Below are 23452 nucleotides of genomic sequence, written 5' to 3' on the forward strand. Positions count from 1 at the left end.
CTCGAATACGTGTGCGACATCCGTTCGGCCCCGCCCCACCTGCGCAAACACCCCCCGACCAGGACTGTGGGGACATGTCACACACACCGGGCCCCGGCACCCGAAGCGGCTCCTTCCTCGGTGAGGTGAAGGACGCCGTCACCCCACGGGCCACCCTGCTGGTGATCGGCGTGATCGCGCTCCAGCTGCTGTTCATCGCCTCCTACGTGGGGGCGCTGCACGACCCGAGACCGAAGGACGTGCCCTTCGGGGTGGTCGCGCCCGGGTCGGCCGCCGGGCGGACGGTGGACCGGCTGGAGCGGCTGCCCGGCTCCCCGCTGGACCCGCGCGCGGTGGCCGACGAGGCGAGCGCCCGGCGGCAGATCGTGAACCGGGACATCGACGGCGCCCTGGTCCTCGACCCCTCCGGCCGCACCGACACCCTGCTGGTCGCCTCCGGCGGCGGCACCGTCCTCGCCACCACCCTGGAGGGCATCGTCGGCAAGGCGGAGCAGGGCGAGAGACGCGCGGTGCGGGTGGTCGACGTGGCCCCGGCCTCGGCCCGCGACTTCGACGGGCTGTCGTCCTTCTACCTGGTCGTGGGCTGGTGCGTCGGCGGCTACCTGTGCGCCTCGATCCTGGCGATCAGCACCGGCGCCCGGCCGGCCAACCCGCGCCGGGCGGCGATCCGGCTCATCGTGATGGCGCTGGTCGCGATCGTCGGCGGGCTCGGCGGCGCGGTGATCATCGGGCCGGTCCTGGGCGCGCTGCCCGGCGGCGTGCTGGACCTGTGGGGGCTCGGCGCGCTGATCACCTTCGCGGTGGGCGCCGCCACGCTCGCTCTCCAGGGCATCTTCGGGATCGTCGGCATCGGTCTGGCGATCCTGCTGGTGGTGATCGCGGGCAACCCGAGCGCGGGCGGCGCCTTCCCGCTGCCGCTGCTCCCGCCGTTCTGGAAGGCGATCGGCCCGGCGCTGCCGCCGGGCGCGGGCACCTGGGCGGCCCGCTCGATCGCCTACTTCAAGGGGAACGACGTGACCGCCTCCCTGCTGGTGCTGTGGGCGTGGGCGGTCGCGGGGACGGTGATCACGCTGCTGGCGGCCGTGCTGCCGCGCCGCGGACGGCAGGAGACGGAGCTGCCGCCCGCGCGGGCCGGCTGACCGTCGTACGACTGATCGTCGTACGGCTGACCGTCATACATCCGGCCGCCGTACGGGCGCGGGAGCCGCGGGCGGACACGCGGAAGTCCCGCCCCTCGCGCGCGGGACGGGACTTCACAGGTGTGCGGGTCCTGCTGCTCAGCCGATCTGCGTACCGGTGGCCGACAGAGCCTCCGTCACCGGCTGGAAGAAGGTCTCGCCGCCCGAGGTGCAGTCGCCGCTGCCGCCGGAGGTGAGGCCGACGGCCTTGTCGCCCGAGAAGAGCGAGCCGCCGCTGTCGCCGGGCTCGGCGCACACGTCGGTCTGGATCAGGCCGTTGACGATGTCGCCGTTGCCGTAGTTCACGGTGGCGTCCAGGCCGGTCACCGTCCCGTCGTGCACCTGGGTGGTGGAACCGCTGCGGGTCACCCGCATGCCGACGGTGGCCTCGGTGGCGCCCGAGATGGCCTGCGAGGAGCCGTTGTAGAGGTTCACCTCGCTCGGGTGGTCCACGTCGGCGGTGTACTTGACCAGGCCGTAGTCGTTGTCCGGGAAGCTGGACGCCGCGTTCTCGCCGATGACGTTCCCGGAGGAGTCCGACCAGGTCGAGATGGACTCGGTGCAGTGGCCGGCGGTGATGAAGTACGGCTCGCCGCCCTTGGTCACGTTGAAGCCGAGCGAGCAGCGCCCGCCGCCTCCGGTGATGGCGTCGCCGCCCGCGACGAAGGGCTTGTACTCGCCCTTGGTCCGCTTCAGCTCGGCCTTGGCGCCCAGCCCGTCGACCACCCGGGTCAGCTTGGCCAGTTCGGCCGCGGAGACCGTGCGGTCGGCGGTGACGACGACCTTGTTGGTGGTCGGGTCGGTCGCCCAGGACGTGCCCGGGATGGTCGCGTCCTTCGTGAGCGTGGTGCGCGCGCTCTTCAGGTCGGCGAGCGAGTTCTCCACGACTCTCGCCTCGGCGCCCGCCTCCTGGACGGTGTGCGCGGCGCTCTCGTCGAGCACGTTGACGACGAGGCTCTTGGCCTGCGCGTCGTAGTACGTGCCGGCCGCGTCGGCGCCGAGGTCGCCGAGCAGCGTGGCGGCGAGCTTTCCGGCCGCCGTGACCGACAGGGTCTCGGGCGCGGCGGTCTTCGGGGCCTCGCTGGCGTTCGCGGTCTGGAAGGTGACTCCCGCGGCGACCAGTGCGGTGATTCCCGCACCTACCACGGCGGCCCGCCGCCCGGGTATGCGTCGGTGCTTCAACTCACGTCCTCCTGTGGGGGGTCGGCCCGGAGGTTGTGGGGACCTCGCGGGCCGGAAGGCTGGTTGACGAGCGCTGACTCTTCCGATTCCACAGGCCGCACACAAGGTCGACTCCAGGACGTGCGCACGACAACTCCAGGGTGGTCACACGGCCTTCACCGTTCGCTTCCCTCTCAGCGGGATGCGCGGACCCGCAGTCCGGACGCGGGAGAGCCCCCGCACACCTCTCGGTGCACGGGGGCTCGTCGCACCGCCGGCCGCGCGGTACGGGACGGGCGGACCGGTCAGTAGACGCTGACGCCGTAGGCGCTCAGGGCCTCCGTCACCGGCTGGAAGAACGTCGTACCGCCGGAGGAGCAGTTGCCGCTGCCGCCGGAGGTCAGACCGTACGCGGTGCCGTTGCTGCCGTAGAGCGAGCCGCCGGAGTCGCCGGGCTCGGCGCAGACCGTGGTCTGGATCAGGCCGGAGACTATGTCGCCGCCGCCGTAGTTGACGGTGGCGTTCAGGGCGGTGACCCGGCCGCTGTGGGTGCCGGTGGTGGAACCGTCACGGATGACGGTGGTGCCCACGCTCGGGGTGGCCGCGCGGGTGATGTCCACGCCGTTGGCGGTGCCCGGCCGGGAGACGGACCCGGTGTACTGCACGATGCCGTAGTCGTTGCCCGGGAAGCTGGAGCCCGCCGTCTGCCCGATGACGGTGCCTCCGGAGCTGGCGCGCCAGGCGCCGGCGCCGTCGGTGCAGTGTCCGGCGGTCAGGAAGTACTCGGCGCCGTTGCTGGCACGGACGTTGAAGCCGAGGGAGCAGCGCCAGCTGCTCGCGTAGATGGCGTCGCCGCCCTGGATGAGCTTGTTGAACTTACCGGGGGTGCGCTTGATCGTGAGCGCGTCGGCCTTGTCGCCGGCCTGCTCCTTGATCTTCGCGATCTCGGCCTGGGAGACGGTGCTGTCGACGGTGAGCAGCACCCGGCCGGACTTGCTGTCGACGGCCCAGGCGGTGCCGGGGACGTCGGCCTGGAGCACCGCGCCGCTGGCACTGCTCAGCTCGGCGGCGCTGAAGGTGGCCGGGGCGGATGCCGCGTTCGCGCTGGGGATCGCGACGGCGGCAGCGGCCACGAGGCCGGTGGATACGGCGATCAGCCGAGTCCGTCTCGTGATGCCGCTACGGGGGGTGGTGCGCTTGATCCTCACTTTTCGTTCCTCCACAGGGGAAGTCGGGGGCCCCTCTCGTGGGGGTGGGGGCCCGTGAGGCGCAGCCAGGGACGGACCTCCGGGTTCCGAATACGTCGTGCCCCTGACAAGCGCTGAGGTTGAAGTCTCGGCCGAACGACCGGTCGGCGCAAGAGTGCCTTTCGGTCGTCCGCCTTTGAACGTCCTTTACCGACCCCCCGGCCCCAGGGGGGTGTCGTTCGGCGCCCTCCTCCGCGTTGCCGCTGCGCGCTCCCCCGCCGTCCACCGCCCGGGGGTGTCCGGAAGTTGCCCCTCCGGATGGTCCTCCGGCCCGTGGGTGCTCACGCCTCCCCCACCGGTTCGGCCAGGCCGAGGTGGGAGCGCAGGGTGGCGCCCTCGTACGCGGTACGGAACGCGCCGCGCTCCTGCAGCAACGGGACCACCCGGTCCACGAACTCGTCCAGCCCGCCCGGGGTCAGGTGCGGCACGAGGATGAAGCCGTCGGCGGCGTCGCGCGCCACGAACTCCGTCAGTTCGGCGGCGACTTCCCCGGGCGTGCCCACGAAGGACTGCCGGGCGCTCGCCTCGATCACGGTCTGCCGGATGGACAGCCCCCGCTCCTGCGCCAGGGCCCGCCACTTCTCGGCGGTCGCGACGCTGTCGTCCTGCCGGGTCCGCCCCTGGCTGAGCTGCGGATCGGGCACCGGGTCGATGTCGGGCAGCGGCCCGTCGGGGTCGTAGCCGGACAGGTCGACGCCCCAGATCCGCTCCAGCGTGAGCAGCGCGGTCTGCGGGGAGACCTGCTGCCACCGGATCTCCTCGGCCCGCTCGTGCGCCTCGGCGGCGGTGTCCCCGAGGACGACGGTGACGCCGGGCATGATCTTGAGGTCGCCGGGGCTCCGGCCGTACTTCGCCAGGCGGCGTTTCACGTCGGCGTAGAAGGCGCGTCCCGCCTCCAGGGTGCCGTGGCGGGTGAAGATCACGTCCGCCGAGGAGGCGGCGAACTCCCGGCCCTCGTCGGAGTCGCCCGCCTGGATCACCACCGGGTGCCCCTGCGGGGAGCGGGGCAGCGTGAACTCGCCCGCGATGTCGAAGTGCCGCCCGTGGTGGGCGAAGGGGCGGGGGGTGCCGTCCGGGGTCCAGGAGTCCCACAGCGTCCGTGCCGCCGCCACGAACTCGGCGGCCCGGGTGTACCTATCGGCCCGGTCCAGGTAGCCGCCGCGCCGGAAGTTCTCGCCGGTGAAGGCGTCGGAGGAGGTCACCACGTTCCAGGCCGCCCGGCCGCCGCTGAGGTGGTCCAGGGTGGCGAGCCGGCGGGCCAGTTCGTAGGGCTCGTTGAAGGTGGCGTTGACCGTGGCGGCGAGTCCGAGCCGTCCGGTGACGGCGGCGAGCGCGTTCAGCACGGTCAGGGACTCGGGGCGGCCGACCACGTCCAGGTCGTGGATGCGGCCCTTGTGCTCGCGCAGCCGCAGCCCCTCGGCGAGGAAGAAGAAGTCGAACAGGCCGCGTTCGGCGGTGCGGGCGAGGTGCTCGAAGGAGGCGAAGTCGATCTGCGAGCCCGACCGCGGGTCGGCCCAGACGGTGGTGTTGTTGACGCCCGGGAAGTGGGCGGCGAGGTGCATCGGCTTCGGTTGCGTCCGATGGGGCTGCATCGACTTGGGTCCGGTCATGACGCTCCCTGCGCGACGGCGTACTGGTTGGCGGGCCGGGTCAGGCCCAGGTGGTCCCGGAGCGTGCTGCCCGGGTAGAAGGTGCGGAACAGGCCCCGGTGCTGGAGCAGCGACACGGTGCCGTTGACGAGGCGTTCCAGGTCGCGGCGCGGCTCGGCCGGCGTGAGGTGGAAGCCGTCGACGGTGCCGTCCCGGTGCCAGGAGGCGATGAGTTCGGCGAGGTCCACGGGACCGCCGCGGTACTGCGGGCCGCGTGGCGTGGCGCGGGGGCCGCCGCCCCCGTGGCCGGGTTCGGCCGCGTACTCGCCGTCCCCGAGGTCGACGTCCAGGGCGGCCAGGACCCGCAGGTCGTCCGGGTCGCGGCCGTGCGCCGCGGCGGACGCCCGCAGTTCGGCCCGCGCGGCGGCGGCCCGGTCGGGGAGCGCGGTGCGCACGAGCGCCACGTCGGCGTACCGGGCCGCGACCGCCCGTGCGGCCCGGTCGGTGGCGTCGACCACGCGCACGGGGTGTCCCTGCGGGGGCCGCGGCACGATCGAGGGGCCCTTGACGGAGAAGGCGGAGCCGGTGAAGTCGACGTGGTGGAGCTTGTCCCGGTCGACGAAGCGGCCGGTGGCCACGTCCCGGATCTCGGCGTCGTCCTCCCAGCTGTCCCACAGGCGCGCCGCCACGTCGGCCACCTCGCCGGCCTCCCGCCAGAGCGCGTCGGCGGGGGCGGCGTGGCGGCGGCCGAAGAGGCGGGCCTCGCCCTCGGTGGTGGACACCTCGATCCGCCAGCCCGCCCGGCCACGGCTGACCCAGTCCAGGGTCGCCACGGCCGCCTGGACGTGGAAGGGCTCGGTGTGGGTGGTGGTGACGGTCGGGACCAGCCCGACGCGCCGCGTGGCGGGCGCCACCCGGGCCAGCACGGAGAGCGCGTCGGGACCGGGGCGGGCAAGGCTGTCGCCGAGGGTCACGAAGTCGAGCGCGCCCCGTTCGGCGAGCCGGGCGGCCGCCGTGAACTCGTCGGCGTCGTACACCGACCGCCGGTCCAGGGCGGTCGCCAGGTGCAGTCGCCGCCTGCCGTGGGAGGAGGTCATGCGGGGTCGTTCCCTTCTGTCCGTGTCGACGGCCTGCCGTCTCGGTCTGTCCTCTCGGTCCGCGCCAACGGCCCGGTCACGACAGGACCTTGGAGAGGAAGGCCCGGGTGCGCTCGTGCCGCGGGCGGTCCAGTACGTCGCCGGGCGGGCCCTGTTCGACGACGCGTCCGTCGTCCATGAAGACCACCGTGTCGGCGACCTCGCGGGCGAAGCCGATCTCGTGCGTGACGACGATCATGGTGGTGCCCCGCCGGGCCAGGTCCTTGATGACGTCGAGCACCTCGCCGACCAGTTCGGGGTCGAGCGCGGACGTCGGCTCGTCGAACAGGAGCAGCCTCGGTTCCAGGGCGAGCGCCCGCGCGATGGCCACCCGCTGCTGCTGACCGCCGGACAGGTGCCGGGGGTAGGCGCCCGCCTTGTCGGCGAGCCCGACCCGCTCCAGCAGCCGGCGCGCCGCCTCGACGGCCTCGCGGCGCGGTCGCCGCAGCGCGGAGACCGGGGCCTCGGTGATGTTCTCCAGCACGGTCAGGTGCGGGAAGAGGTGGAAGTCCTGGAAGACGAAGCCGATCCGGGTGCGCTGTCTCAGCACCTCGCGCTCGGACAGCTCGCGCAGCCGGTCGCCGCTGCGCCGGTAGCCGATGAGGGCGCCGTCCACGCTGATCAGGCCCCGGTCCACCTTCTCCAGGTGGTTGACGGTGCGCAGCAGCGTCGACTTGCCGGACCCCGAGGGGCCGAGCACCACGGTCACCTCGCCGGTGCGCACGGTGAGGTCGATGCCCTTGAGCACCTCCAGCGGGCCGAAGCTCTTGTGCACGGACCTGATGTCGACCATGACGTCCGTGTCGTCGGTGACGTCGGTGACGTCCGTGTCGTCGGTGGTGCTCATCGCGCGGGCTCCTCCAGCAAGGGGTGGTGCGGTGACGCGGGTGCCCCGGGCGTCCGCAGGAAGGTCAGTACGGCCCGTGCGGTGGCGTCGTTCTGCCGGAAGGCCACGCCGCCGGTACGGGGCCGGGTGAACGCGCCCGAGCCGCGCGCGTCGGTGTGCGGGCCGAGCGCGAACCGCCTCGGGTGGGGCCGCCCGGCCCGGTCCAGCACCCGCCCGTCGGTGCGGTCCACGGCCAGCAGCCCGTCCGGGGTCGCGGCGGCCCCGTCGGCGTGCAGCGCGCGCAGCAGCGGGTCGCGGGCGCGTTCGACGGTGGGGTGCGGCAGCCGCGCCTCGACCAGCGCCCGGGCCTCGACGGCGGCACCCGGCACGGTGGCGCTGCGCGCCCGGAACACCCCGTTCTCGGCCGTGACGGCCGTGTCGGCGCCCAGGAAGCGCACCACCCCGGCCCGGGACAGGGCGAGCAGTTGCCGCAGCCGGGGCCCGGGCGGTCCCGAGGCGAGGAAGCTGAAGAAGCCGTGCCACCAGCCGCCGACGTCGCCGAGCCGGACGAGCTGTCCGTAGACGGAGAGCAGGCCGAGGAAGACCGCGAGGTCCGGGCTGTGGGCCGGGTCGTGCCGGCGCCGCAGGTCGGCCTCGACGTAGCGCCGCAGCCCCACCTGGAGCTGCGCGTGCGAGCCGTACCGCACGGCGTCGAGCGGACGGTCGAGGGCGGCGAGGTCGAGCCGGTCGGCGGGGTCGGGCACCGCGGCGGCCACGAGGGCGGCCCGCTCGTCCGGCCCTGCGGCCGCGTACCGCGCCTCGAAGCCGGGCCAGCCGGTGCGCACGCGTTCCGGATGGGCCGTGAACAGGCGGTGGTAGTGGGCGAAGCCCAGTTCCTTCTCGACCAGCGGCCACACGTCGCGCCGGAAGTCGAAACCGTCCGGCCGGGCGAGCAGCGCCTCGGTCTCGGCGGGCCCGAAGAACCGCGGCAGCGGCGGCCGTTCCCCGGTCCAGTCGTAGCCGATCTTCGAGTGGTACGGCACCCCACGCCGCGAGCCGGCGTACAGCACCGGCTCCCGCCCGGACGGCACGTAGGTGTCCCCGTCGTACCGGCCTCCCCTGCCCTCGGTGAGCAGCACCATCAGATCGACGAAGGCCAGCCCGAGACCGCGGACCAGGACCGGCTCCCCGGGGCGCAGCACGGACAGGTCGCTGTCGGCGGTGAAGTCCGGCGGGAGGTGGACCAGGCCGTGCGCGCGGGCGTAGGCCGACAACTCCCGCTGCTCGTCGTCGGGTTCGGCGTCGAGGTGGCCGAGGGTGAGGACGACCAGGTCGGCGGGGAGCGGCGCGTCGCGGCCGTCGAGCCACACCCGCTGGCGCTCCTCCCGGGTGCCCTCCACCCGCAGCGCGCGGCGCGCGTGGTGGTACACGACGACGCGGGGAGGCAGCCCCGCCACGGCGCGCTGGTACGCCCAGCGCAGGTACGCGCCCTGGGTCCGCCGGTCGGCGAAGGTGCGCCCGTCCACGGCCGCCCACTCGTGCAGGGTGGGTCCGGGCCGTACGGGACCGGCCATCTCGACCGTGTCGTCGGTGAACACGGTGACGTCCTCGGCGTGCGAGTTCATCCACAGCAGCGGCGACTGCCGGGCCCGCCAGACGCGTCCGGCGCCCGGTGGATGCGGGTCCACGAGGTGGATGTCGAGGCCGCGGCCGTCGTACAGCTCGGGCGCGTTGGCGGCGATGCGCTCCAGCAGTCCGGTGCCGCGGGGGCCTGCGCCGACGACCACCAGGGAGGCCCGGGGGCCCGGCGCGGGGCGGCTCATCGGGTGCGCTCCGTGCCGCGGGCGTAGTGCTTCTCGACGTAGTACTGGCCGATGCCGAGCAGGGAGGTGACCACGGTGTACCAGACGGTGGCCACCATCAGCATCGGGATGACCTGGTAGGTGCGGTGGTAGACGAGCTGCACCGAGTAGAGCAGGTCCTGTACGGCGATGACGCTGACGATGGAGGTGCCCTTGAGGGTGCCGATCAGCATGTTCCCGGCCGGCGGCACGATGGCGCGCATGGCCTGCGGGAGGACGATCCGCCGCCACCGGCGCCACCGGCTCAGGCCGAGCGCCTGCGCGGCCTCGACCTGGCCGCGGTCCACGGACAGGATGCCGCCGCGCACCACCTCGGCGGCGTACGCGGCCTCGTGCAGGGTCAGTCCGATGACCGCGACGGTGACCGGGCCGAGCAGGTCGACCGTCTTCACGCCGAGGACCCGCGGGTACAAGGCGCCGATGTTGAACCACAGCAGCAGCTGCACCAGGATCGGTATCGACCGGAACAGCCACACGTAGCCCCAGCTCACGGCGCGCAGCACGGGGTTGGCGGAGAGCCGGAACGCGGCGAGCAGGGTGCCCAGCGCGAAGCCCAGGACCATGACGACGGCGGTGAGCCAGAGGGTGAGCCACAGGCCGCGCAGGACGCTGTCGGAGGTGAACCAGTCGGCGACGACGCCCCACTGGAACGCGTCGTTGCGCAGGACCGAGTTGACGGCGAGGGCGAGGAGGACGAGGACGACCGCGGCGGCCGTCCACTGGCCGGGGCGGCGTCGCGGGACGATCCGCGGGAGGTCCGCCCGGTCCGGGGTCTTCGGTACGGCGGCGGACTGGGCGAGGGTGTCGGAGGACATGCGAAGGCTCCGTGACATCGAGTCAGTCGGACACGGTGGGTGGTGCCTTCACACGGCCGAGCCCCTCAGCATGGCCGTCCGCCGAGAGTACGGGGGCGTTTCCGCCCGCTGTCAAGGCTGTCCACACTGTGAGCCGCGCATCTCAAGTCGTTGACGCGGAACCGGATGCCTGTTCCACTTGGCCCATGCATCCACAGCAGTGGCTGGTCACGCGCTCCCACATCGACTTCGGTCGAGTGTGGTCCTGTTCCTGTTGAGCCGACCCCCCTGCCTGCCCTGATCGTCTGATCCCGTCGGGGCCCCTCCCTGGTCCGGCCTGCCGCCGACCCGCCTTCACACGCGCACGCTCACCCCTCCCCTCGCGCCGCCCCCTGCCTTCGCTCTCAGGAGACCACTGACGATGCGTACGCCCACGCGTGCCCGAAAAAGACTCTTCCTCCCTTTCGCCCTGATCACCTCGGCCGCCCTGCTGCTCACGGCGTGCGGCTCCGGTGATCCCGCCGCGGACGTCGCGGGCGCGGCGGCCGGCTCCGACGCGGTCCCCACCACGGACGTCGTCTCCGGGGTCCGGCGGAACGCGGACGCCGTGCGGCTGCTGCCGCCGGGCACCAAGGAACTCACCCTGGCCGTCAGCGTCGGCGGCACCCCGCCGGGCACCACCTACCTGTCCGACGGCAAGACGCTGACCGGCCAGGACGTCGACTTCGCGCACGCGGTCGCCAGGGCGCTCGACATCACGCTCACGACCGAGCGGGCCTCCTTCGAGGCGATCCTGCCGGCCCTGGACAGCGGCAAGTACGACGTCGGCGCCAGCAACTTCGGGGTGACCGACGAACGGCGCGGGACCATCGACTTCGTCACCTACATCAACGACGGCCAGGGCTTCGCCGCCCGCGAGGACAGCGAGTTGTCCGAGGTCACCGACCTGAAGCAGCTGTGCGGACGGAAGGTGGCGACCGGCGCGGGCACCACCTTCGAGGCGACGCTGGAGAAGAGCCGGCACCGGTGCGCGGACGCGGGCGACGAGGCGTACACGGTGCAGACGTACAGCGAGCCCGGCGCGCTGTGGTCCTCGCTCCAGCAGGGGCGCAGCGACGTGGTGATGTCGACCATCAACGGTCTGCGCTACGCGGTCGCCCACCAGCAGGGTCTGAAGTTCCTGAACGAGTTCCACCGCCTGGACGTCGGTTTCGCCCTGAAGAAGGGCTCCGCGCTGGCGCCCGCCCTCCGGGCCGCGGTGAACGGGCTGATCGCCGACGGGACGTACGCCCGCATCCTCAAGAAGTGGGGCACGACCGAGTCGGCGATAGCGAAGTCCGAGATCTCACCCCCGGAGCTGAAGGACTGACGGCCGGCCCAGGCCGGGCGGAGGCCGACGGCGCCTCAGCAACTGCACCCGCAGTCGCAGCCGTCGCAGCCGCAGTCGCATCCGTCGCCGCAGCAGCTGCAACAGTCGCAGCAGTCGCAGCAGTTGCCGCAGTCGCAGTTGGAGCAGAGGCCTTCCCTGCGCTGCCGGCTCCAGGGGTCCTCGAACGTGCCGCAGCACATCTGGCACGTGCAGGCCAGCCCGAGCCACACGGCGCACCCCGCGAGCAGCCCGCGCCGGTCGCGGCGCGGCGGCTCCGGGGGCGTCGGACCGCCGGGGCCGCCGGGAGCGCCCGGGGTGCCGGGCGCGCCGGGAGGGGCGTACGGATGCCCGCCATGGGCGCACGAGACGGTGCCGAACGCGCGGTCCACGGACGTGCCCAGCTCGTGCACGAGCAGCCGGTGCACCAGCCGCCCGTCGGTGAACTCGGCCTCGCGCAGGGCCAGCCGCACCCCGCGCACGGCGTCGTCCGCGAGCCGCCGGGCCTCGGTGAGCGGTGTCCCGGTGGCGGTGAGCGGGTTCCAGGCGCCGGACGCGGCGTCGGCCTCCCGGTCCTCCACGGCGTCCAGGAGGTGGGCGAGCCGGCCGAAGAGCCGGCCGGCCTCGGCGAGCGGCGCGGCGTTGTGCGGCCGCCCGGCGAGGTGCGCGGTGTGGGCGAAGGCGGCGGCGGTCGCGGTCTCGGTCGGTTCGGTGACGGTCAGCAGGGGCGTGCCGGGCCCGGCGAGCGCCTCGATGCCGCCCTGCCGGTCCACGGCGTCGACCAGGACGGCGGTGTCGAAGCCGACGGCGCTGCCGCCGCGCGCCCCGGCCGCGTCCCAGCCGCCGGCGATCCGGCGGGCGGCGAGCGCCACCGGCCGGCGGGCCAGCAGGCCGTCCCCGTCGGCGACATGGTCGCGTACCTTGGCCGAGGCCAGCACCAGGGAGACGGCCGCCGCGAGCCGGGCCCCCTCGCCGTGCGCGACGGACGCGGTGCGCATCCCGCGCAGCGGACAGGGGCCCGCGGTGCGCCGCCCGGCGCCCGCACCGCCCCGCTCGGCCTGAGCCTCCGTCAAAACCGATATGAGCAGTCCGTCATAGTTCGTCACGATCCGTGCGAACTGTCCGTGGTCCTTGCGCAGCGCGAGGCACAACCCGCACAAATGAGCCATCCACTGGCTGGTGAGGCTCTCTCCGAGCCGGTGCCTGCACGGCCTGACGATTCCGAACACGACGCTCCCCCGTGGTTGGTACGACGCTGAGCTGCGGCATCGTACCGACCGCCGCCATCACCCGTACGCACTCTCCCTCACCCGTGTGCCGTGAAGAATCATATTTCACTCACAGTCAGCAGCCGTTTGGGAAACGACCCTTGGGACACAAGGACTCTCGACGGATCCGCTGTGCACCAGTACCGTCACAAACCCCCCGCGCGGCGTCTATCCACTTGGCGCGACGTCCGCATCATGGATGACCATAGGGATGCGGAAGCACGAAAGCCCGCTGTGAGAGGAGGCGTCCATGGGATCGGTACGCAAGGCGAGTGCGTGGCTCGGCCTCGTCGACGACAACGATGACGAGCGTTACTACGACGACGACTACTCCGAGGGCACCGAGCAGCCCGGGGACGCCTGGGTCACGGACCCGCGGGTCAAGGTGGCCTCGGACGTGGCCGAGGAGAAGGGCCGCCGCATCGCGACGGTCACCCCGGACAGCTTCCGGGACGCACGGGCCATCGGTGAGCTGTTCCGGGACGGGGTCCCGGTGATCGTGAACCTGACGGCCATGGAGGGGACCGACGCCAAGCGCGTGGTCGACTTCGCGGCCGGGCTCATCTTCGGCCTGCGCGGTTCGATCGAGCGGGTGTCCACCCGGGTGTTCCTGCTGAGCCCGGCCGACACCCAGGTCATCAGCGGCGAGCCCGCCGCGCACCGTTCCGACGGTTTCTTCAACCAGAGCTGAGGCGGGGCCGCACACCACGGCCCCGCTCCCCCGCTCGCCGGGGCGCCTCCTACCGGAAGGCGTCGAGCCCGGTGAGCGCCTTGCCCAGCACCAGCTGGTGCATCTCGACGGTGCCCTCGTAGGTGAGCACCGATTCCAGGTTCGTCGCGTGCCGCATCACGGGGTATTCGAGGGAGATCCCGTTGGCGCCGAGGATCGTACGGGCCGTCCGGCAGATGTCGATGGCCTCGCGCACGTTGTTGAGCTTGCCGAAGCTGACCTGTTCGGGACGCAGGCGGCCGGCGTCCATGCGCCGCCCCAGGTGGTGGGCGAGCAGAATCCCCTTGTGCAGTTCGACCGCCATGTCGGCGAGCTTGGCCTGGGTCAGCTGGAAGCCTCCGATGGGCCGCCCGAACTGCTCCCGCGACTTCGCGTACTCCAGGGCCGCCTCGAAGGAACTGCGCGCCGCGCCCATCGAGCCCCAGACGATCCCGTAACGGGCGTGCGACAGACAGCTGAGCGGTCCGCGCAGCCCGGTCACCTCCGGCAGTACGGCGTCGGCGGGCAGCCGTACGTCGTCGAGGACGAGTTCGCTGGTGACGGACGCCCGCAGGGACCACTTGTGCTTGATCTCGGGCGCGGAGAACCCGGGGCTGTCGGTCGGCACGACGAACCCGCGGATCCCCTCCTCGGTCCGCGCCCAGACGACGGCGACGCCGGCCACCGAGCCGTTGGTGATCCACATCTTGCGCCCGTTGAGCACCCAGTCCCCGCCGCCGTCGCGCTTGGCGTGGGTGCGCATGTTGGCCGGGTCGGAGCCGTGGTCGGGCTCGGTGAGCCCGAAGCAGCCGATGACCTCACCGGCGGCCATGCGGGGCAGCCACGTCTGCTTCTGCTCCTCGCTCCCGAAGCGGTGGAGGGCGTACATGGCGAGGGAGCCCTGCACGGAGACCAGGGAGCGGATGCCGGAGTCGGCCGCCTCCAGCTCCAGGCAGGCCAGCCCGTACTGGACGGCGCTCGCCCCGGCGCAGCCGTACCCCTCCAGGGACATGCCGAGCGCGCCGATGGACCCGAGTTCGCGCGCCAGCTCCCTGATCCCGGGCAGCTCGCCCTTCTCGTACCAGTCCGCGACGTGCGGCAGCACGCGGTCGGCGGCCCAGTTCCGCACGGTGTCCCGGACCGCGAGATCCTCCGGCTCGAGCAGGTCGTCGATGCCGAGGGGGTCGGCGGGATCGAACGCGGGCGGCTTGGGGGACGCGGCCATGGGGACACCCTCCGGGACTCTTAAAACTAGCGCCGCTAGTCACGGCTGTCGCTGCCGACGTTACGATGCGGCGCCCCGCACGTCCACCATGCCCGTCGCCGGGACGTCGCCCGTGGGGGTGATCCACCGCGGGCGGCTTGCGGTGGGCGGTGTGCGGTGTGCCAAGCCTGTACCCACAGGGGCATGACCCGCAGCCGCCAACGCTCCTCAACCACCCACAGGCAACGTCCACCCCTCGGCCCACGGTGAACGGGTGGTGCGTGGGTGGGAGACCACCGGGGTCACACCGAGACGCGGGACTGGGAATCCACGGCCCCCCGGGGCGCCGGCACGGAAACCTCCTCGCACTGCATCACCCGCGGCAACCGCAACGCCATCACCGCCCCCAGCACCAACAACCCCGCGCTCACCAGCAACGTCACATGCAGCCCGTGCACGAACGCATCCCCCGCGGCCCGCCGCAACGCCACCCCCGCGGGCCCCCCGAGCTGCGCGGCGACCTCGTACGCCTCCCCCAGCGAATGCCCCGCCGCCACCGACGCCGACGCCGGCACCCCGGGCACGCCCCCCGTCAGCCCGGGCGCGTACGCCGCGTTCATCACGCTGCCCAGCAGGGCGATACCGATCCCGGCACCCAGCTGGTACGAGGTCTCGCCGATCGCCGCCGCCCCGCCCGACTGCTCCGGCGGCGCCTCGCTCAGCATCGACTCGTACGCCCCGAACAGCGTCGTCTCCAGACCGAAGCCGAGCAGGACGAACCCGGTCAGCAGCAGCGCCCAGTCGTCGGCCCGGCCCATCGCGGTCAGCAGCACCACGGCGAAGGCCGTCAGGCAGAACCCCGCGCACACCGTCCGCCGGGGCCCGAAGCGCCGCAGCAGCCGCGCTCCCGCCAGCCCCGCCGCCATCGCCGCGAAGGTCAGCGGCAGCAGCCGCAGCCCGGTCTCCAGCGGGGACAGCCCGAGCACCAGTTGCAGGTACTGCGCCGCGATCAGCTCGAGCCCCACCAGCGCCAGCATGGCCAGCACGATGCACCCCACCGACGTACTGAACGCCGGCCGCCGGAACATCGCGAGGTCCACCAGCGGATACGTACGCCTGCGCTGCCGCCGTACGAAGCCCGCCAGCAGCAGCGCGCCCAGCAGCAGCGGCAGCACGGTGAGCAGGCTCGCCACCGGTTCCCCGCCGCCCAGCCGCTTCACTCCCAGGACGACCCCGAACAGTCCGCCCGCCGCCATCAGCGCGCCGACCACGTCCCAGGGCCCGCGGCCGTCGCCCTTCGACTCGGGCAGCAGCAGCCGCCCCACCGGCAGGCTGACCAGCATCAGCGGGATGTTGACGAGGAAGACCGAGCCCCACCAGAAGTGCTCCAGCAGGAAGCCGCCGAGCAGCGGACCGACCGCCGCGCCGACCGCGGCCACGGCGCTCCAGATGCCGATGGCCATCGCCCGCTCCCGCCGGTCGGGGAAGACCTGCCGCAGGATCGACAGCGTCGCCGGCATGATCATGGCGCCGCCGACGCCGAGCAGCGCGCGGGCCGCGATCAGCACCTGGGCGGTCTCGGCGAGCGCCGCGAGCGCGGAGGCGACGCCGAAGAGGGCGTAGCCGAGCAGCAGGACCCGTCTGCGGCCCACCCGGTCGCCCAGCGTGCCGAAGAGGATCAGCAGCGAGGCGCAGACGAGCGGGTAGACGTCGACGATCCAGAGCAGTTCGATGGCGCCGGGCCTGAGGTCCTCGGTGACGGCGGGGACCGCCACGTGCAGCACGGTCGCGTCGACGGCGACGAGGAGCAGGCTGACACAGAGGACGACGAGGACCACCCAGCGGTGGGCACCGGCCCCGGCCGCCCGACGGCGCGGCGCGGCAGCCGTGGTCGTCCCGGACATGTACGTACCTCCAAGATGTTCCCTCGCGTCCGGCGGGCCTCGGGGTGGGGACTCCCCTGCGGCTCGGCCGGAGAGGAGCGGGGGCTCCGGGCCGTGCAACGGAACGCGAGTGACTCGCCAGAGTACGCGAGAGTGGGCACGGCACACGTGGCGGGCCTCACAGATCCCGCGTCACCCGTGTGGCGTACGCCACTGCGGCCACCGTCCCGTCCGCCCCGCCGGGACGGTGGGCCCGGCGCACGGCAGATAATCGGGCCCGTGACCGATCTTGAAACGCGCACCGCGGGCCGCCCCGGCGCCCCGGGTCCGTCCGGTGCCCTGCGCCGGGCCGCCCCGGCGCTCCTCGGCTACGCGGCCGTGCGCGCCCTGGGCCTGCTCGCCCTGGCCCTGTGGAGCGCGGCGCGCGACAAGAGCGCGTACTCGCTGCTGACGGCCCGCTGGGACTCGCTCTGGTACACCAGGGTCGCCGAGCTGGGGTACGGCTACGAGGTGCGACTGCCCGATGGCGACGTGCACTCCAATCTGGCCTTCTTCCCGCTGCTGCCCTGGCTGGAGCGGCTCGGCGCGGCGGTGACGCCCCTGTCGTACGCCGACGCCGGATTCGTCGTCTCGCTGCTCGCCTCGCTCGCCGCGGCCTGGGGGATCTTCGCGGTGGCGGACCACGTCTACGGCCCCCGTGCGGGCGTGTGTGCGACGCTGCTGTGGGCCGTGCTGCCGGTCGGGATCGTGCAGTCGATGGCGTACAGCGAGTCCCTGTTCACGGCGCTGGCCGCCTGGTCGCTGTACGCGGTGCTGACCGGGCGCTGGGTGACGGCCGGGACGCTGGCCGCGCTTGCCGGGCTGACCCGCCCGGTCGGGCTCGCGGTGACGGCGGCGGTCTGGGCGGCCGTGATCACGGCGTGCGTACGGAGCCGCGGCGAGGGCGGCACCGACCGCGCCCTGGGCGCTCGGCGCCTGCTCGGCGTGCTGCTCGCGCCCCTGGGCGCCGCCGGCTACGTCCTGTGGGTCGGCCACCGCACCGGCAAGGGCCCGCTCGGCTATCTCGACGTGCAGGCCGGCTGGCGCAACGGCTTCGACGGGGGCGCGGCCTTCGCCCGTTTCGTCGCGGCGAAGTTCACCTCGTTCCCGGCGGCCCTGGCGGGCATCGGGCTGGTCGTCGGGATCGCGCTGCTGGCCTGGCTGTACGTGGTGTGCGTGCGGCAGCGCCAGCCGCTGCCGCTGCTGGTGTACGCGGGGATCGTCACCGTGCTCGCCGTGTGCGCGTCGAGCTACTTCGGCTCCAAGCCCCGGCTGCTGCTGCCCGCGTTCCCGCTGCTGTTCCCCCTGGCCCTTGGCCTGGCCCGGCTGCGCACCGCCGGGGCGGCGACGGTCGTGTGCGCCGTCGCGGCGGCGTCGGCGGTCTACGGGGCCTTCTGGCTGAACGGCTCCGGCCCGCCCTGACCGGCCGGGGCCGCCCGATGACCGCCGGGACAATTCCGTACCAGCATTCGGTGAACGAATTCATAAGCACGATAAAACCGCCGGCCGGACAGATCAAAGGAATTGAAGTCTGCGACCGGACGGGATTGCGGATTACCCGGAAATAAGGCGTCGCCTGAGAGGAATCCCACATCACATCGTCATCACAAAGCCGTTGATTCGGCAGGGATCACTCCTCACTCGCTGTAACGTCGATTGGGTGCGTACCGAACGGAAGCCCACCCGTCTGGACCGGGTGTTCGCGAGACTGGACCGGGAGCCGGAACGACCGGAGCTCCTGGACGTGCCGGAGATGTCCCGGCACAGGTTCGCGCTGTTCGCCGGGACCCTCGCGTTCTACCTCGCGATCGTGTGGGCCGTAGTGATCAGCTCGTGGCTGGTCCGGCTCGACTGGCAGGTCATGTTCTTCCGGCCCTACCAGCAGTGGCCGGAGATCCACGCGTTCGTCGACTACTACGTGGTGCTCGGCCAGCGCGGCCCCACCGCCGTGATGGTCGCGGCCTGGCTCGGCTGGCGCTCCTGGCGGCAGCACACCCTGCGTCCGCTGCTGGCGCTCGGCGTCTCCCTGCTCCTGCTGAACATCACGGTCGGCGCCGCCAAGTACGGCATGGGGCGGCTGGGACCGCACTACGCGACCACGATCGGCGCCAACGAGATGTGGCTCGGCGGCGATATATTTCCGAGCGGTCACACCGCGAACGCCGTCGTGACCTGGGGCATCCTCGCCTACCTGGCCTCGACGCACCGCGCCCGGCGCTGGCTGTCCGCGCTGTCCGCGGTCACCTCGCTCGGGGTGGGCATGTCCACCGTCTACCTCGGTACGCACTGGCTCAGCGACGTGCTCCTCGGCTGGGCGGCGGGGCTGCTGATCCTGCTGGCGCTCCCCTGGGTCGAACCGCTGATCACCCGCGCGGAGACCTGGATCCTCGGCCTGCGCGACCGCTGGTACGCCCGCCTGGGCCGCGGGCGGGCGACGAAGCGGCCGCCCGGGCGGCCCGCGCCCGTCGCCCCGGCAGGCTCCGGGCGGCCGGAGACCCCGGCCCGCGAGCCGGTCGCCGCGCCGCGCACCACCCGGGCCCCGGTGTACCTGGCCCCGGGCCCGCACACGGCCCGCTCGGACCGTACGCCCGTGACCCCGGCCGGCAGCCGCCGGCCGCCGCACGCCGACCGCCACCCGCGCAACACGGCCCCGGCGGCCCGGCCCCTGTCGGGCGGCTGACCGCGCCCGGGGCCCCTTCTAGCCCTTCCAGGCCCGGGAGACGCGGCCGTCCTTCACCTCGAAGTTGAGGCGGCCCACGCGGTACTCCATGGTGATGACCGTGCCGGGGGCCAGAGACCGCACCGTCGACCAGCCGCGCTCCCGCGCCTGCCGCTCGGCCGCCTCGGAATCGAGGCCGACGTAGGTGTCCGGACTGTCCTGGGGCTCGGCCGGGGGTGTCGGAATCGGTGCCATGCCGCCACGCTATGCCCTGCTCCGGGAGCGGGGAAGCCCGAGCCGGTAACACGGGCCTCAGATGCACCTACGGTCACATTTCTGTCACAGGATCACGCTGTGCGTTTTGCCGGAACTCGTTCACACGAATGGACGGATCTGCGGACGTTCCACCGGCGGCCGAGGTGAATTCCCGCGCGTCGCGGTACTCCGTCGAATAAGTGGACGGAAAAGGTGCACGCACGTCCGTTCGGGAGTGTCCGGATGCGGAATGCGGGGCGTCGCCGGGTCGCCCCGCACATCACTTACACGAATCGAACATCGGACACGCGGTCAGGCTTCCAGCGGGGCGACGGCGAGCGACAGGTCGTTGTCCCGGGTGTAGTACGGCCCGGCCTCCACGGGGCCGTACGGCGTCCGCACCCGCGCGCGGGGAAAGGTGAGGACCGGGTTCTTGTCGGCGATGTCGTCCAGCAGCCGCGCGAGCCGCACCACCGGTCCGGAGTCGCCGGCGGGCCGCAGCCACAGGTCCCAGAGGCCCGGTGCCAGGCCGTCGTAGGGCACGGTGAAGACGAACTCCGTCCGCTCGGCGGCGACGTCCACCCGGCGCACGCCGGAGCCGTCCACGCCGCCTGCCGCGCCGTCTTCCGTGTCGCCGGGCCGGGCCCGCAGCTCGGCGTCCGCCCCGGGCACCAGCTGGGTGCCGTACACGCGCCCACGCACGGTCAGGCCGCCGCTCGCGAGGCGCAGGTCCACCGCCTCCGCGTGCGGGGCGCGCAGCCAGCTGCGGACGGTGAGGTTGCCCTGCCGGGTGGCGTACGGGATGCGGACGGCGACGTGGCCGAGCAGTCCGCTGGGGGTGCGCTCGGCCAGGGAGCGCAGATCGGTGACGCCGGGCACCAGGCGCCGCGGCCGGCCGTCGGCCAGGCGGGCGTAGGCGTCCCAGCGGCCCTCGGGCAGGGACACGCTGCTGGGCAGCGCGGCGCGCAGCCGGCCCTCCACCGCCGGGGCCAGCGGGAGGCTGACCGTGTCCGCGGCGGCGACGTCGACGGCGTCGGGGACACGGCGGCGCAGGACGAGCAGGGCCGCCCCGGTCCTTCCGCGCGCGGCGACGTCGAAGGTCAGACCGCCCGCGGAGTCGCCGATGCAGTCGGCGCGCAGCGGGGCGGCCGGTGCGGCCGGCGGCGTCATGCGGTGCGGTTCCTCCCCTGGGCTTGTCGTCGTCCGGTAAGACCCGGAACCCTGCCTTCTGGTTGTCCGTGTCCGATTGCGATGTGGTCACGGCGGGGCCGGGCGCCCGACGACGACTCCTTCCGGTCACCCGGTTCCTTCACTGATTTCATGATTTGTCGACTCGCGGGGCCGGGAGAACGCCCTTCCGTCGGCCGTGGGGCGTGACCCCCGCCACCGATCCCCCGTTGTCCTTGCATGAGCCGGGGACCCGCCCGGACCCCGGCCCGGGAGCCACCCGGTCCGGCCACGCACCGCATCCCGAGGGAGCCACCCGTGCCGCGCATGCTCGACGTCAGCGACGACGTACGCGCCGAGATCGGCGACGAAGAAGCCGACCGCCTGCTGGCCGGGGAGTCCGCCCCGGGCAGTTACGACTGCACGTCCTGCCGCACCCCGGGCGACTGCGAGCAGGAGCGCACCAGCACCGTCCTCTTCATCGGGGACGAGACCGCCGTGCTGGCCTTCGCCCACGCGGGCTGCCTGCCCTCGCAGGTCGTCAAGGTCACCGAGGAGCAGCTCCAGGGCGCGGTGCGGTCGATCAACGCCGACCAGGCCCGCTCCGAGCCCGCTCCCGCCGCCCCTCAGAAGGCCGCGCCGGAGCAGGCCGTGCTCGGGGTGACCAGCGGGCTGATCCTGATCGCCGGGGAGCTGCACCCGGCCCTCGTGGTGGAGCCGACCGCTCCCATCGCTCGACCCGGCACTGCCGGCGCCGGCGACGACTTCCTGCCGCTGCTGATCGAGCAGGGCTTCATGCCGGTCACCGAGCTGGCCACCGCGCCGGCCGTGCTGCACGGCTGGTCGGTCCTGCTCGCGATGGGCCAGCTGCACGCGGTGCTCCAGCCCGGGACGAACGGCGGCCGGCCGGTGGCCTGGTGGCAGGCGCACCAGCCGCTCCAGGTCACCGAGGGGTGGCGCACGGCGGCCAACAAGCACCAGCAGGTGCTGATGTTCGCGGCGCCCGTCGGGTCGATCGGCCGGCAGCCGCGCGAGGACCTGCTGCGCGACGCGCTGGACAAGGCGGCGGCGAACGGACAGCTGGTCGCGGCGGCGCTGCCGCTGGCGGGGACCTGAGCCCGTTCACGCTGCTGCCGGACGGCCGTCACCTGGGCCGCATCCCTTCCCCCTCGGGGTCGTTTGGACATACGTGTACGCATACGACGCCTTCCACCGCCACGGCGGCTCCTCGACCACACCGATCTACGACGCGCTCTACGCCGAGTACGTCAGGTCCTTCCGATCGCTGCCGGGCGATCGCAGCGGTGAGGAGGAGTTCGGCTTCACGGCCTTCAGGAGCATTCCGCGCGGCAGAGGCGGCTACAGCGCCTACAGCGCGGGGGCCCAGAGCGCCCGGGCCGGCCAGCACTCGGTGTGGCAGCGGGTCGGCGGCACGCACCACGTCCCGGCGGCGCTGCCACCGGCCCCGCGGTCCGGCACCTGACCGCCGGACGAATGACGCGTGAGGGGCGCCCCCGGCCGGGGGCGCCCCTCACGCGTCACTGGGTGTGCCCAGCATGGTCCTACTTCTTCTTCGCGCCGCGCTTCTCGCGCACCCGCACCGAGATGTGGATCGGCGTCCCCTCGAAGCCGAACTCCTCGCGCAGCCGGCGCTCGATGAAGCGCCGGTAGCCCGCCTCGATGAAGCCGGAGGCGAAGAGCACGAACCGCGGGGGCTTGGTGCCCGCCTGGGTGCCGAAGAGGATGCGCGGCTGCTTGCCGCCCCGCACCGGGTGCGGGTGGGCGGCGACCAGCTCGCCGAGGAAGGCGTTCAGCCGGCCCGTCGGGACCCGGGCCTCCCAGCCCGCGAGGGCGGTCTCGATCGCCGGGACGAGCTTCTCCATGTGCCGTCCGGTCTGCGCCGAGACGTTGACCCGCGGCGCCCAGGCCACCTGGCCCAGCTCCGTCTCGATCTCCCGCTCCAGGTAGTAGCGGCGCTCCTCGTCGAGGGTGTCCCACTTGTTGTAGGCGACGACGATGGCGCGGCCCGCCTCGACGGCCATGGTGACGATCCGCTGGTCCTGGACCGAGATCGACTCGGAGGCGTCGATGAGGATGACGGCGACCTCCGCCTTCTCGACGGCGGCGGCGGTGCGCAGCGAGGCGTAGTAGTCGGCGCCCTGCTGGAGGTGGACGCGCTTGCGGATGCCCGCCGTGTCGACGAACTTCCAGGTCACGCCGCCCAGTTCGATCAGCTCGTCGACCGGGTCGCGGGTGGTGCCGGCCAGTTCGTTGACGACGACGCGCTCCTCGCCCGCGACCTTGTTCAGCAGCGAGGACTTGCCGACGTTGGGGCGGCCGATCAGGGCGATGCGGCGCGGGCCGCCGACGGCGGTGCCGAAGGTCTGGGCCGGGGCCTCGGGCAGGGCTTCCAGGACCCGGTCCAGCATGTCGCCGGTGCCGCGGCCGTGCAGCGCGGAGACCGGGTGCGGCTCGCCGAGGCCCAGCGACCACAGGTAGGAGGCGTCGGCCTCGCCGCTGGGGCCGTCGACCTTGTTGGCGCACAGCACGACGGGCTTGCCGGCCTTGCGCAGCAGCCGGACGACCGCCTCGTCGGTGTCGGTGGCGCCGACCTTGGCGTCCACGACGAAGACGACCGCGTCGGCGGCCTCGATGGCGTACTCGGCCTGGGCGGCCACGGAGGCGTCGATGCCGAGGACGTCCTGCTCCCAGCCGCCGGTGTCGACGACCTTGAAGCGGCGCCCGGCCCACTCGGCCTCGTAGGTGACGCGGTCGCGGGTGACGCCGGGCTTGTCCTCGACGACGGCCTCGCGGCGGCCGATGATGCGGTTCACGAGGGTCGACTTGCCGACATTGGGGCGGCCGACGACGGCGAGGACGGGCAGCGGGCCGTGCCCGGCCTCCTCGATCGCGCCCTCGACCTCCTCGGCGTCGAAGCCCTCTTCGGCGGCCAGCTCCATGAACTGCGCGTACTCGGCGTCGCCGAGCGCCCCGTGGTCGTGCTCCTCGCCCGAGCCCTCGGGGTGGATGTGGTCGTTCATGAAGTCCGTACCTCGTTCATCGTGGTGATCGGTGGAACACCCCTGTACCGGGTGATCCACTACTCAAG

The 23452-nt window shown here is 73.1% G+C and carries 20 protein-coding genes; 7 read left to right on the forward strand and 13 right to left on the reverse strand.

Annotated features, from left to right (window positions below; translation table 11 throughout):
- The first annotated feature begins 74 nt into the window (after positions 1-74).
- Positions 75-1139 (forward strand): DUF3533 domain-containing protein, encoded by a 1065-nt coding sequence (locus ACIRGB_RS33930; RefSeq protein WP_403872999.1) that lies wholly within the window; start codon positions 75-77, stop codon positions 1137-1139.
- Positions 1140-1277: 138 nt separating this feature from the next.
- On the opposite strand, the gene ACIRGB_RS33935 is transcribed toward ACIRGB_RS33930, so the two are convergent.
- From ACIRGB_RS33935 to ACIRGB_RS33965, 7 genes are all read right to left on the reverse strand, one after another.
- Positions 1278-2360 (reverse strand): S1 family peptidase, encoded by a 1083-nt coding sequence (locus ACIRGB_RS33935; protein ID WP_403873001.1) that lies wholly within the window; start codon positions 2358-2360, stop codon positions 1278-1280.
- Positions 2361-2644: 284 nt separating this feature from the next.
- The gene (locus tag ACIRGB_RS33940; protein ID WP_403873003.1) at positions 2645-3547 is read right to left on the reverse strand and encodes a S1 family peptidase; all 903 of its coding nucleotides are present in this window, start codon (positions 3545-3547) and stop codon (positions 2645-2647) included.
- Positions 3548-3867: 320 nt separating this feature from the next.
- Positions 3868-5196: an NtaA/DmoA family FMN-dependent monooxygenase gene (locus tag ACIRGB_RS33945; protein ID WP_403873005.1), complete on the reverse strand. Its 1329-nt coding sequence runs from the start codon at positions 5194-5196 to the stop codon at positions 3868-3870.
- The gene (locus ACIRGB_RS33950; protein WP_403873007.1) at positions 5193-6272 is read right to left on the reverse strand and encodes an LLM class flavin-dependent oxidoreductase; all 1080 of its coding nucleotides are present in this window, start codon (positions 6270-6272) and stop codon (positions 5193-5195) included. The genes ACIRGB_RS33945 and ACIRGB_RS33950 overlap by 4 nt, the downstream gene beginning before the upstream one ends.
- A gap of 76 nt (positions 6273-6348) precedes the next feature.
- Entirely contained in the window at positions 6349-7158 is an 810-nt protein-coding gene (locus ACIRGB_RS33955; RefSeq protein ID WP_403873009.1) for an amino acid ABC transporter ATP-binding protein, read from the reverse strand.
- Positions 7155-8960 carry an FAD/NAD(P)-binding protein gene (locus ACIRGB_RS33960; protein ID WP_403873011.1) on the reverse strand — a complete coding sequence of 602 codons (1806 nt, stop codon included), beginning with the start codon at positions 8958-8960 and terminating at the stop codon, positions 7155-7157. Before ACIRGB_RS33960 ends, ACIRGB_RS33955 begins: the two co-directional genes overlap by 4 nt.
- Positions 8957-9814 carry an amino acid ABC transporter permease gene (locus ACIRGB_RS33965; protein ID WP_403873013.1) on the reverse strand — a complete coding sequence of 286 codons (858 nt, stop codon included), beginning with the start codon at positions 9812-9814 and terminating at the stop codon, positions 8957-8959. Before ACIRGB_RS33965 ends, ACIRGB_RS33960 begins: the two co-directional genes overlap by 4 nt.
- A gap of 400 nt (positions 9815-10214) precedes the next feature.
- On the opposite strand from ACIRGB_RS33965, the gene ACIRGB_RS33970 reads away from it, so the two are divergent.
- Positions 10215-11162 carry an ABC transporter substrate-binding protein gene (locus tag ACIRGB_RS33970; protein WP_403873015.1) on the forward strand — a complete coding sequence of 316 codons (948 nt, stop codon included), beginning with the start codon at positions 10215-10217 and terminating at the stop codon, positions 11160-11162.
- A gap of 35 nt (positions 11163-11197) precedes the next feature.
- On the opposite strand, the gene ACIRGB_RS33975 is transcribed toward ACIRGB_RS33970, so the two are convergent.
- Positions 11198-12388, reverse strand: a complete 1191-nt coding sequence (locus tag ACIRGB_RS33975; RefSeq protein WP_403873016.1) for a DUF5685 family protein — start codon at positions 12386-12388, stop codon at positions 11198-11200.
- A 289-nt stretch (positions 12389-12677) separates the two neighbouring features.
- Between ACIRGB_RS33975 and ACIRGB_RS33980 the strand changes: the two genes are divergently transcribed.
- Positions 12678-13118: a cell division protein SepF gene (locus ACIRGB_RS33980; RefSeq protein WP_007447969.1), complete on the forward strand. Its 441-nt coding sequence runs from the start codon at positions 12678-12680 to the stop codon at positions 13116-13118.
- A 49-nt stretch (positions 13119-13167) separates the two neighbouring features.
- Here the strand turns inward: ACIRGB_RS33980 and ACIRGB_RS33985 are convergent, their stop codons facing one another.
- Together ACIRGB_RS33985 and ACIRGB_RS33990 are read right to left on the reverse strand one after the other, a co-directional pair.
- Positions 13168-14361, reverse strand: a complete 1194-nt coding sequence (locus ACIRGB_RS33985; protein WP_403873018.1) for an acyl-CoA dehydrogenase family protein — start codon at positions 14359-14361, stop codon at positions 13168-13170.
- 281 nt (positions 14362-14642) lie between these two features.
- Positions 14643-16244 (reverse strand): MFS transporter, encoded by a 1602-nt coding sequence (locus tag ACIRGB_RS33990; protein ID WP_403873020.1) that lies wholly within the window; start codon positions 16242-16244, stop codon positions 14643-14645.
- A 258-nt stretch (positions 16245-16502) separates the two neighbouring features.
- Between ACIRGB_RS33990 and ACIRGB_RS33995 the strand changes: the two genes are divergently transcribed.
- Together ACIRGB_RS33995 and ACIRGB_RS34000 are read left to right on the forward strand one after the other, a co-directional pair.
- Positions 16503-17684: a mannosyltransferase family protein gene (locus tag ACIRGB_RS33995; protein ID WP_403873022.1), complete on the forward strand. Its 1182-nt coding sequence runs from the start codon at positions 16503-16505 to the stop codon at positions 17682-17684.
- A 238-nt stretch (positions 17685-17922) separates the two neighbouring features.
- The gene (locus ACIRGB_RS34000; RefSeq protein ID WP_403873024.1) at positions 17923-18942 is read left to right on the forward strand and encodes a phosphatase PAP2 family protein; all 1020 of its coding nucleotides are present in this window, start codon (positions 17923-17925) and stop codon (positions 18940-18942) included.
- A gap of 18 nt (positions 18943-18960) precedes the next feature.
- Here ACIRGB_RS34000 and ACIRGB_RS34005 read toward each other — a convergent pair whose 3' ends face one another.
- Positions 18961-19176 carry an I78 family peptidase inhibitor gene (locus ACIRGB_RS34005; RefSeq protein WP_403873026.1) on the reverse strand — a complete coding sequence of 72 codons (216 nt, stop codon included), beginning with the start codon at positions 19174-19176 and terminating at the stop codon, positions 18961-18963.
- Positions 19177-19488: 312 nt separating this feature from the next.
- Complete coding sequence (locus ACIRGB_RS34010) at positions 19489-20346, reverse strand: hypothetical protein (RefSeq protein ID WP_403873028.1); 858 nt, start codon at positions 20344-20346, stop codon at positions 19489-19491.
- A gap of 315 nt (positions 20347-20661) precedes the next feature.
- Between ACIRGB_RS34010 and ACIRGB_RS34015 the strand changes: the two genes are divergently transcribed.
- Positions 20662-21459, forward strand: a complete 798-nt coding sequence (locus ACIRGB_RS34015) for a hypothetical protein (RefSeq protein WP_403873030.1) — start codon at positions 20662-20664, stop codon at positions 21457-21459.
- A 73-nt stretch (positions 21460-21532) separates the two neighbouring features.
- Positions 21533-21826, forward strand: a complete 294-nt coding sequence (locus tag ACIRGB_RS34020) for a hypothetical protein (RefSeq protein ID WP_403873031.1) — start codon at positions 21533-21535, stop codon at positions 21824-21826.
- A gap of 79 nt (positions 21827-21905) precedes the next feature.
- Here ACIRGB_RS34020 and der read toward each other — a convergent pair whose 3' ends face one another.
- A complete protein-coding gene (gene der, locus ACIRGB_RS34025) occupies positions 21906-23384 on the reverse strand; it encodes a ribosome biogenesis GTPase Der (protein WP_403873033.1) in 1479 nt (492 codons plus the stop codon).
- Positions 23385-23452 lie beyond the last annotated feature (68 nt).

The organism is Streptomyces sp. NPDC102490, assembly GCF_044765285.1.
Lineage (GTDB): Bacteria > Actinomycetota > Actinomycetes > Streptomycetales > Streptomycetaceae > Streptomyces.

Excerpts from the sequence above, each read along its gene's own strand:
- ACIRGB_RS33930 (WP_403872999.1), top strand. The coding sequence starts at position 75 with ATGTCACACACACCGGGCCCCGGCACCCGAAGCGGCTCCTTCCTCGGT.
- ACIRGB_RS33945 (WP_403873005.1), bottom strand. The coding sequence starts at position 5,196 with ATGACCGGACCCAAGTCGATGCAGCCCCATCGGACGCAACCGAAGCCG.
- ACIRGB_RS33950 (WP_403873007.1), bottom strand. The coding sequence starts at position 6,272 with ATGACCTCCTCCCACGGCAGGCGGCGACTGCACCTGGCGACCGCCCTG.
- ACIRGB_RS33955 (WP_403873009.1), bottom strand. The coding sequence starts at position 7,158 with ATGAGCACCACCGACGACACGGACGTCACCGACGTCACCGACGACACG.
- ACIRGB_RS33960 (WP_403873011.1), bottom strand. The coding sequence starts at position 8,960 with ATGAGCCGCCCCGCGCCGGGCCCCCGGGCCTCCCTGGTGGTCGTCGGC.
- ACIRGB_RS33965 (WP_403873013.1), bottom strand. The coding sequence starts at position 9,814 with ATGTCCTCCGACACCCTCGCCCAGTCCGCCGCCGTACCGAAGACCCCG.
- ACIRGB_RS33970 (WP_403873015.1), top strand. The coding sequence starts at position 10,215 with ATGCGTACGCCCACGCGTGCCCGAAAAAGACTCTTCCTCCCTTTCGCC.
- ACIRGB_RS33980 (WP_007447969.1), top strand. The coding sequence starts at position 12,678 with ATGGGATCGGTACGCAAGGCGAGTGCGTGGCTCGGCCTCGTCGACGAC.
- ACIRGB_RS33985 (WP_403873018.1), bottom strand. The coding sequence starts at position 14,361 with ATGGCCGCGTCCCCCAAGCCGCCCGCGTTCGATCCCGCCGACCCCCTC.
- ACIRGB_RS33990 (WP_403873020.1), bottom strand. The coding sequence starts at position 16,244 with ATGTCCGGGACGACCACGGCTGCCGCGCCGCGCCGTCGGGCGGCCGGG.
- ACIRGB_RS34005 (WP_403873026.1), bottom strand. The coding sequence starts at position 19,176 with ATGGCACCGATTCCGACACCCCCGGCCGAGCCCCAGGACAGTCCGGAC.
- ACIRGB_RS34010 (WP_403873028.1), bottom strand. The coding sequence starts at position 20,346 with ATGACGCCGCCGGCCGCACCGGCCGCCCCGCTGCGCGCCGACTGCATC.
- der (WP_403873033.1), bottom strand. The coding sequence starts at position 23,384 with ATGAACGACCACATCCACCCCGAGGGCTCGGGCGAGGAGCACGACCAC.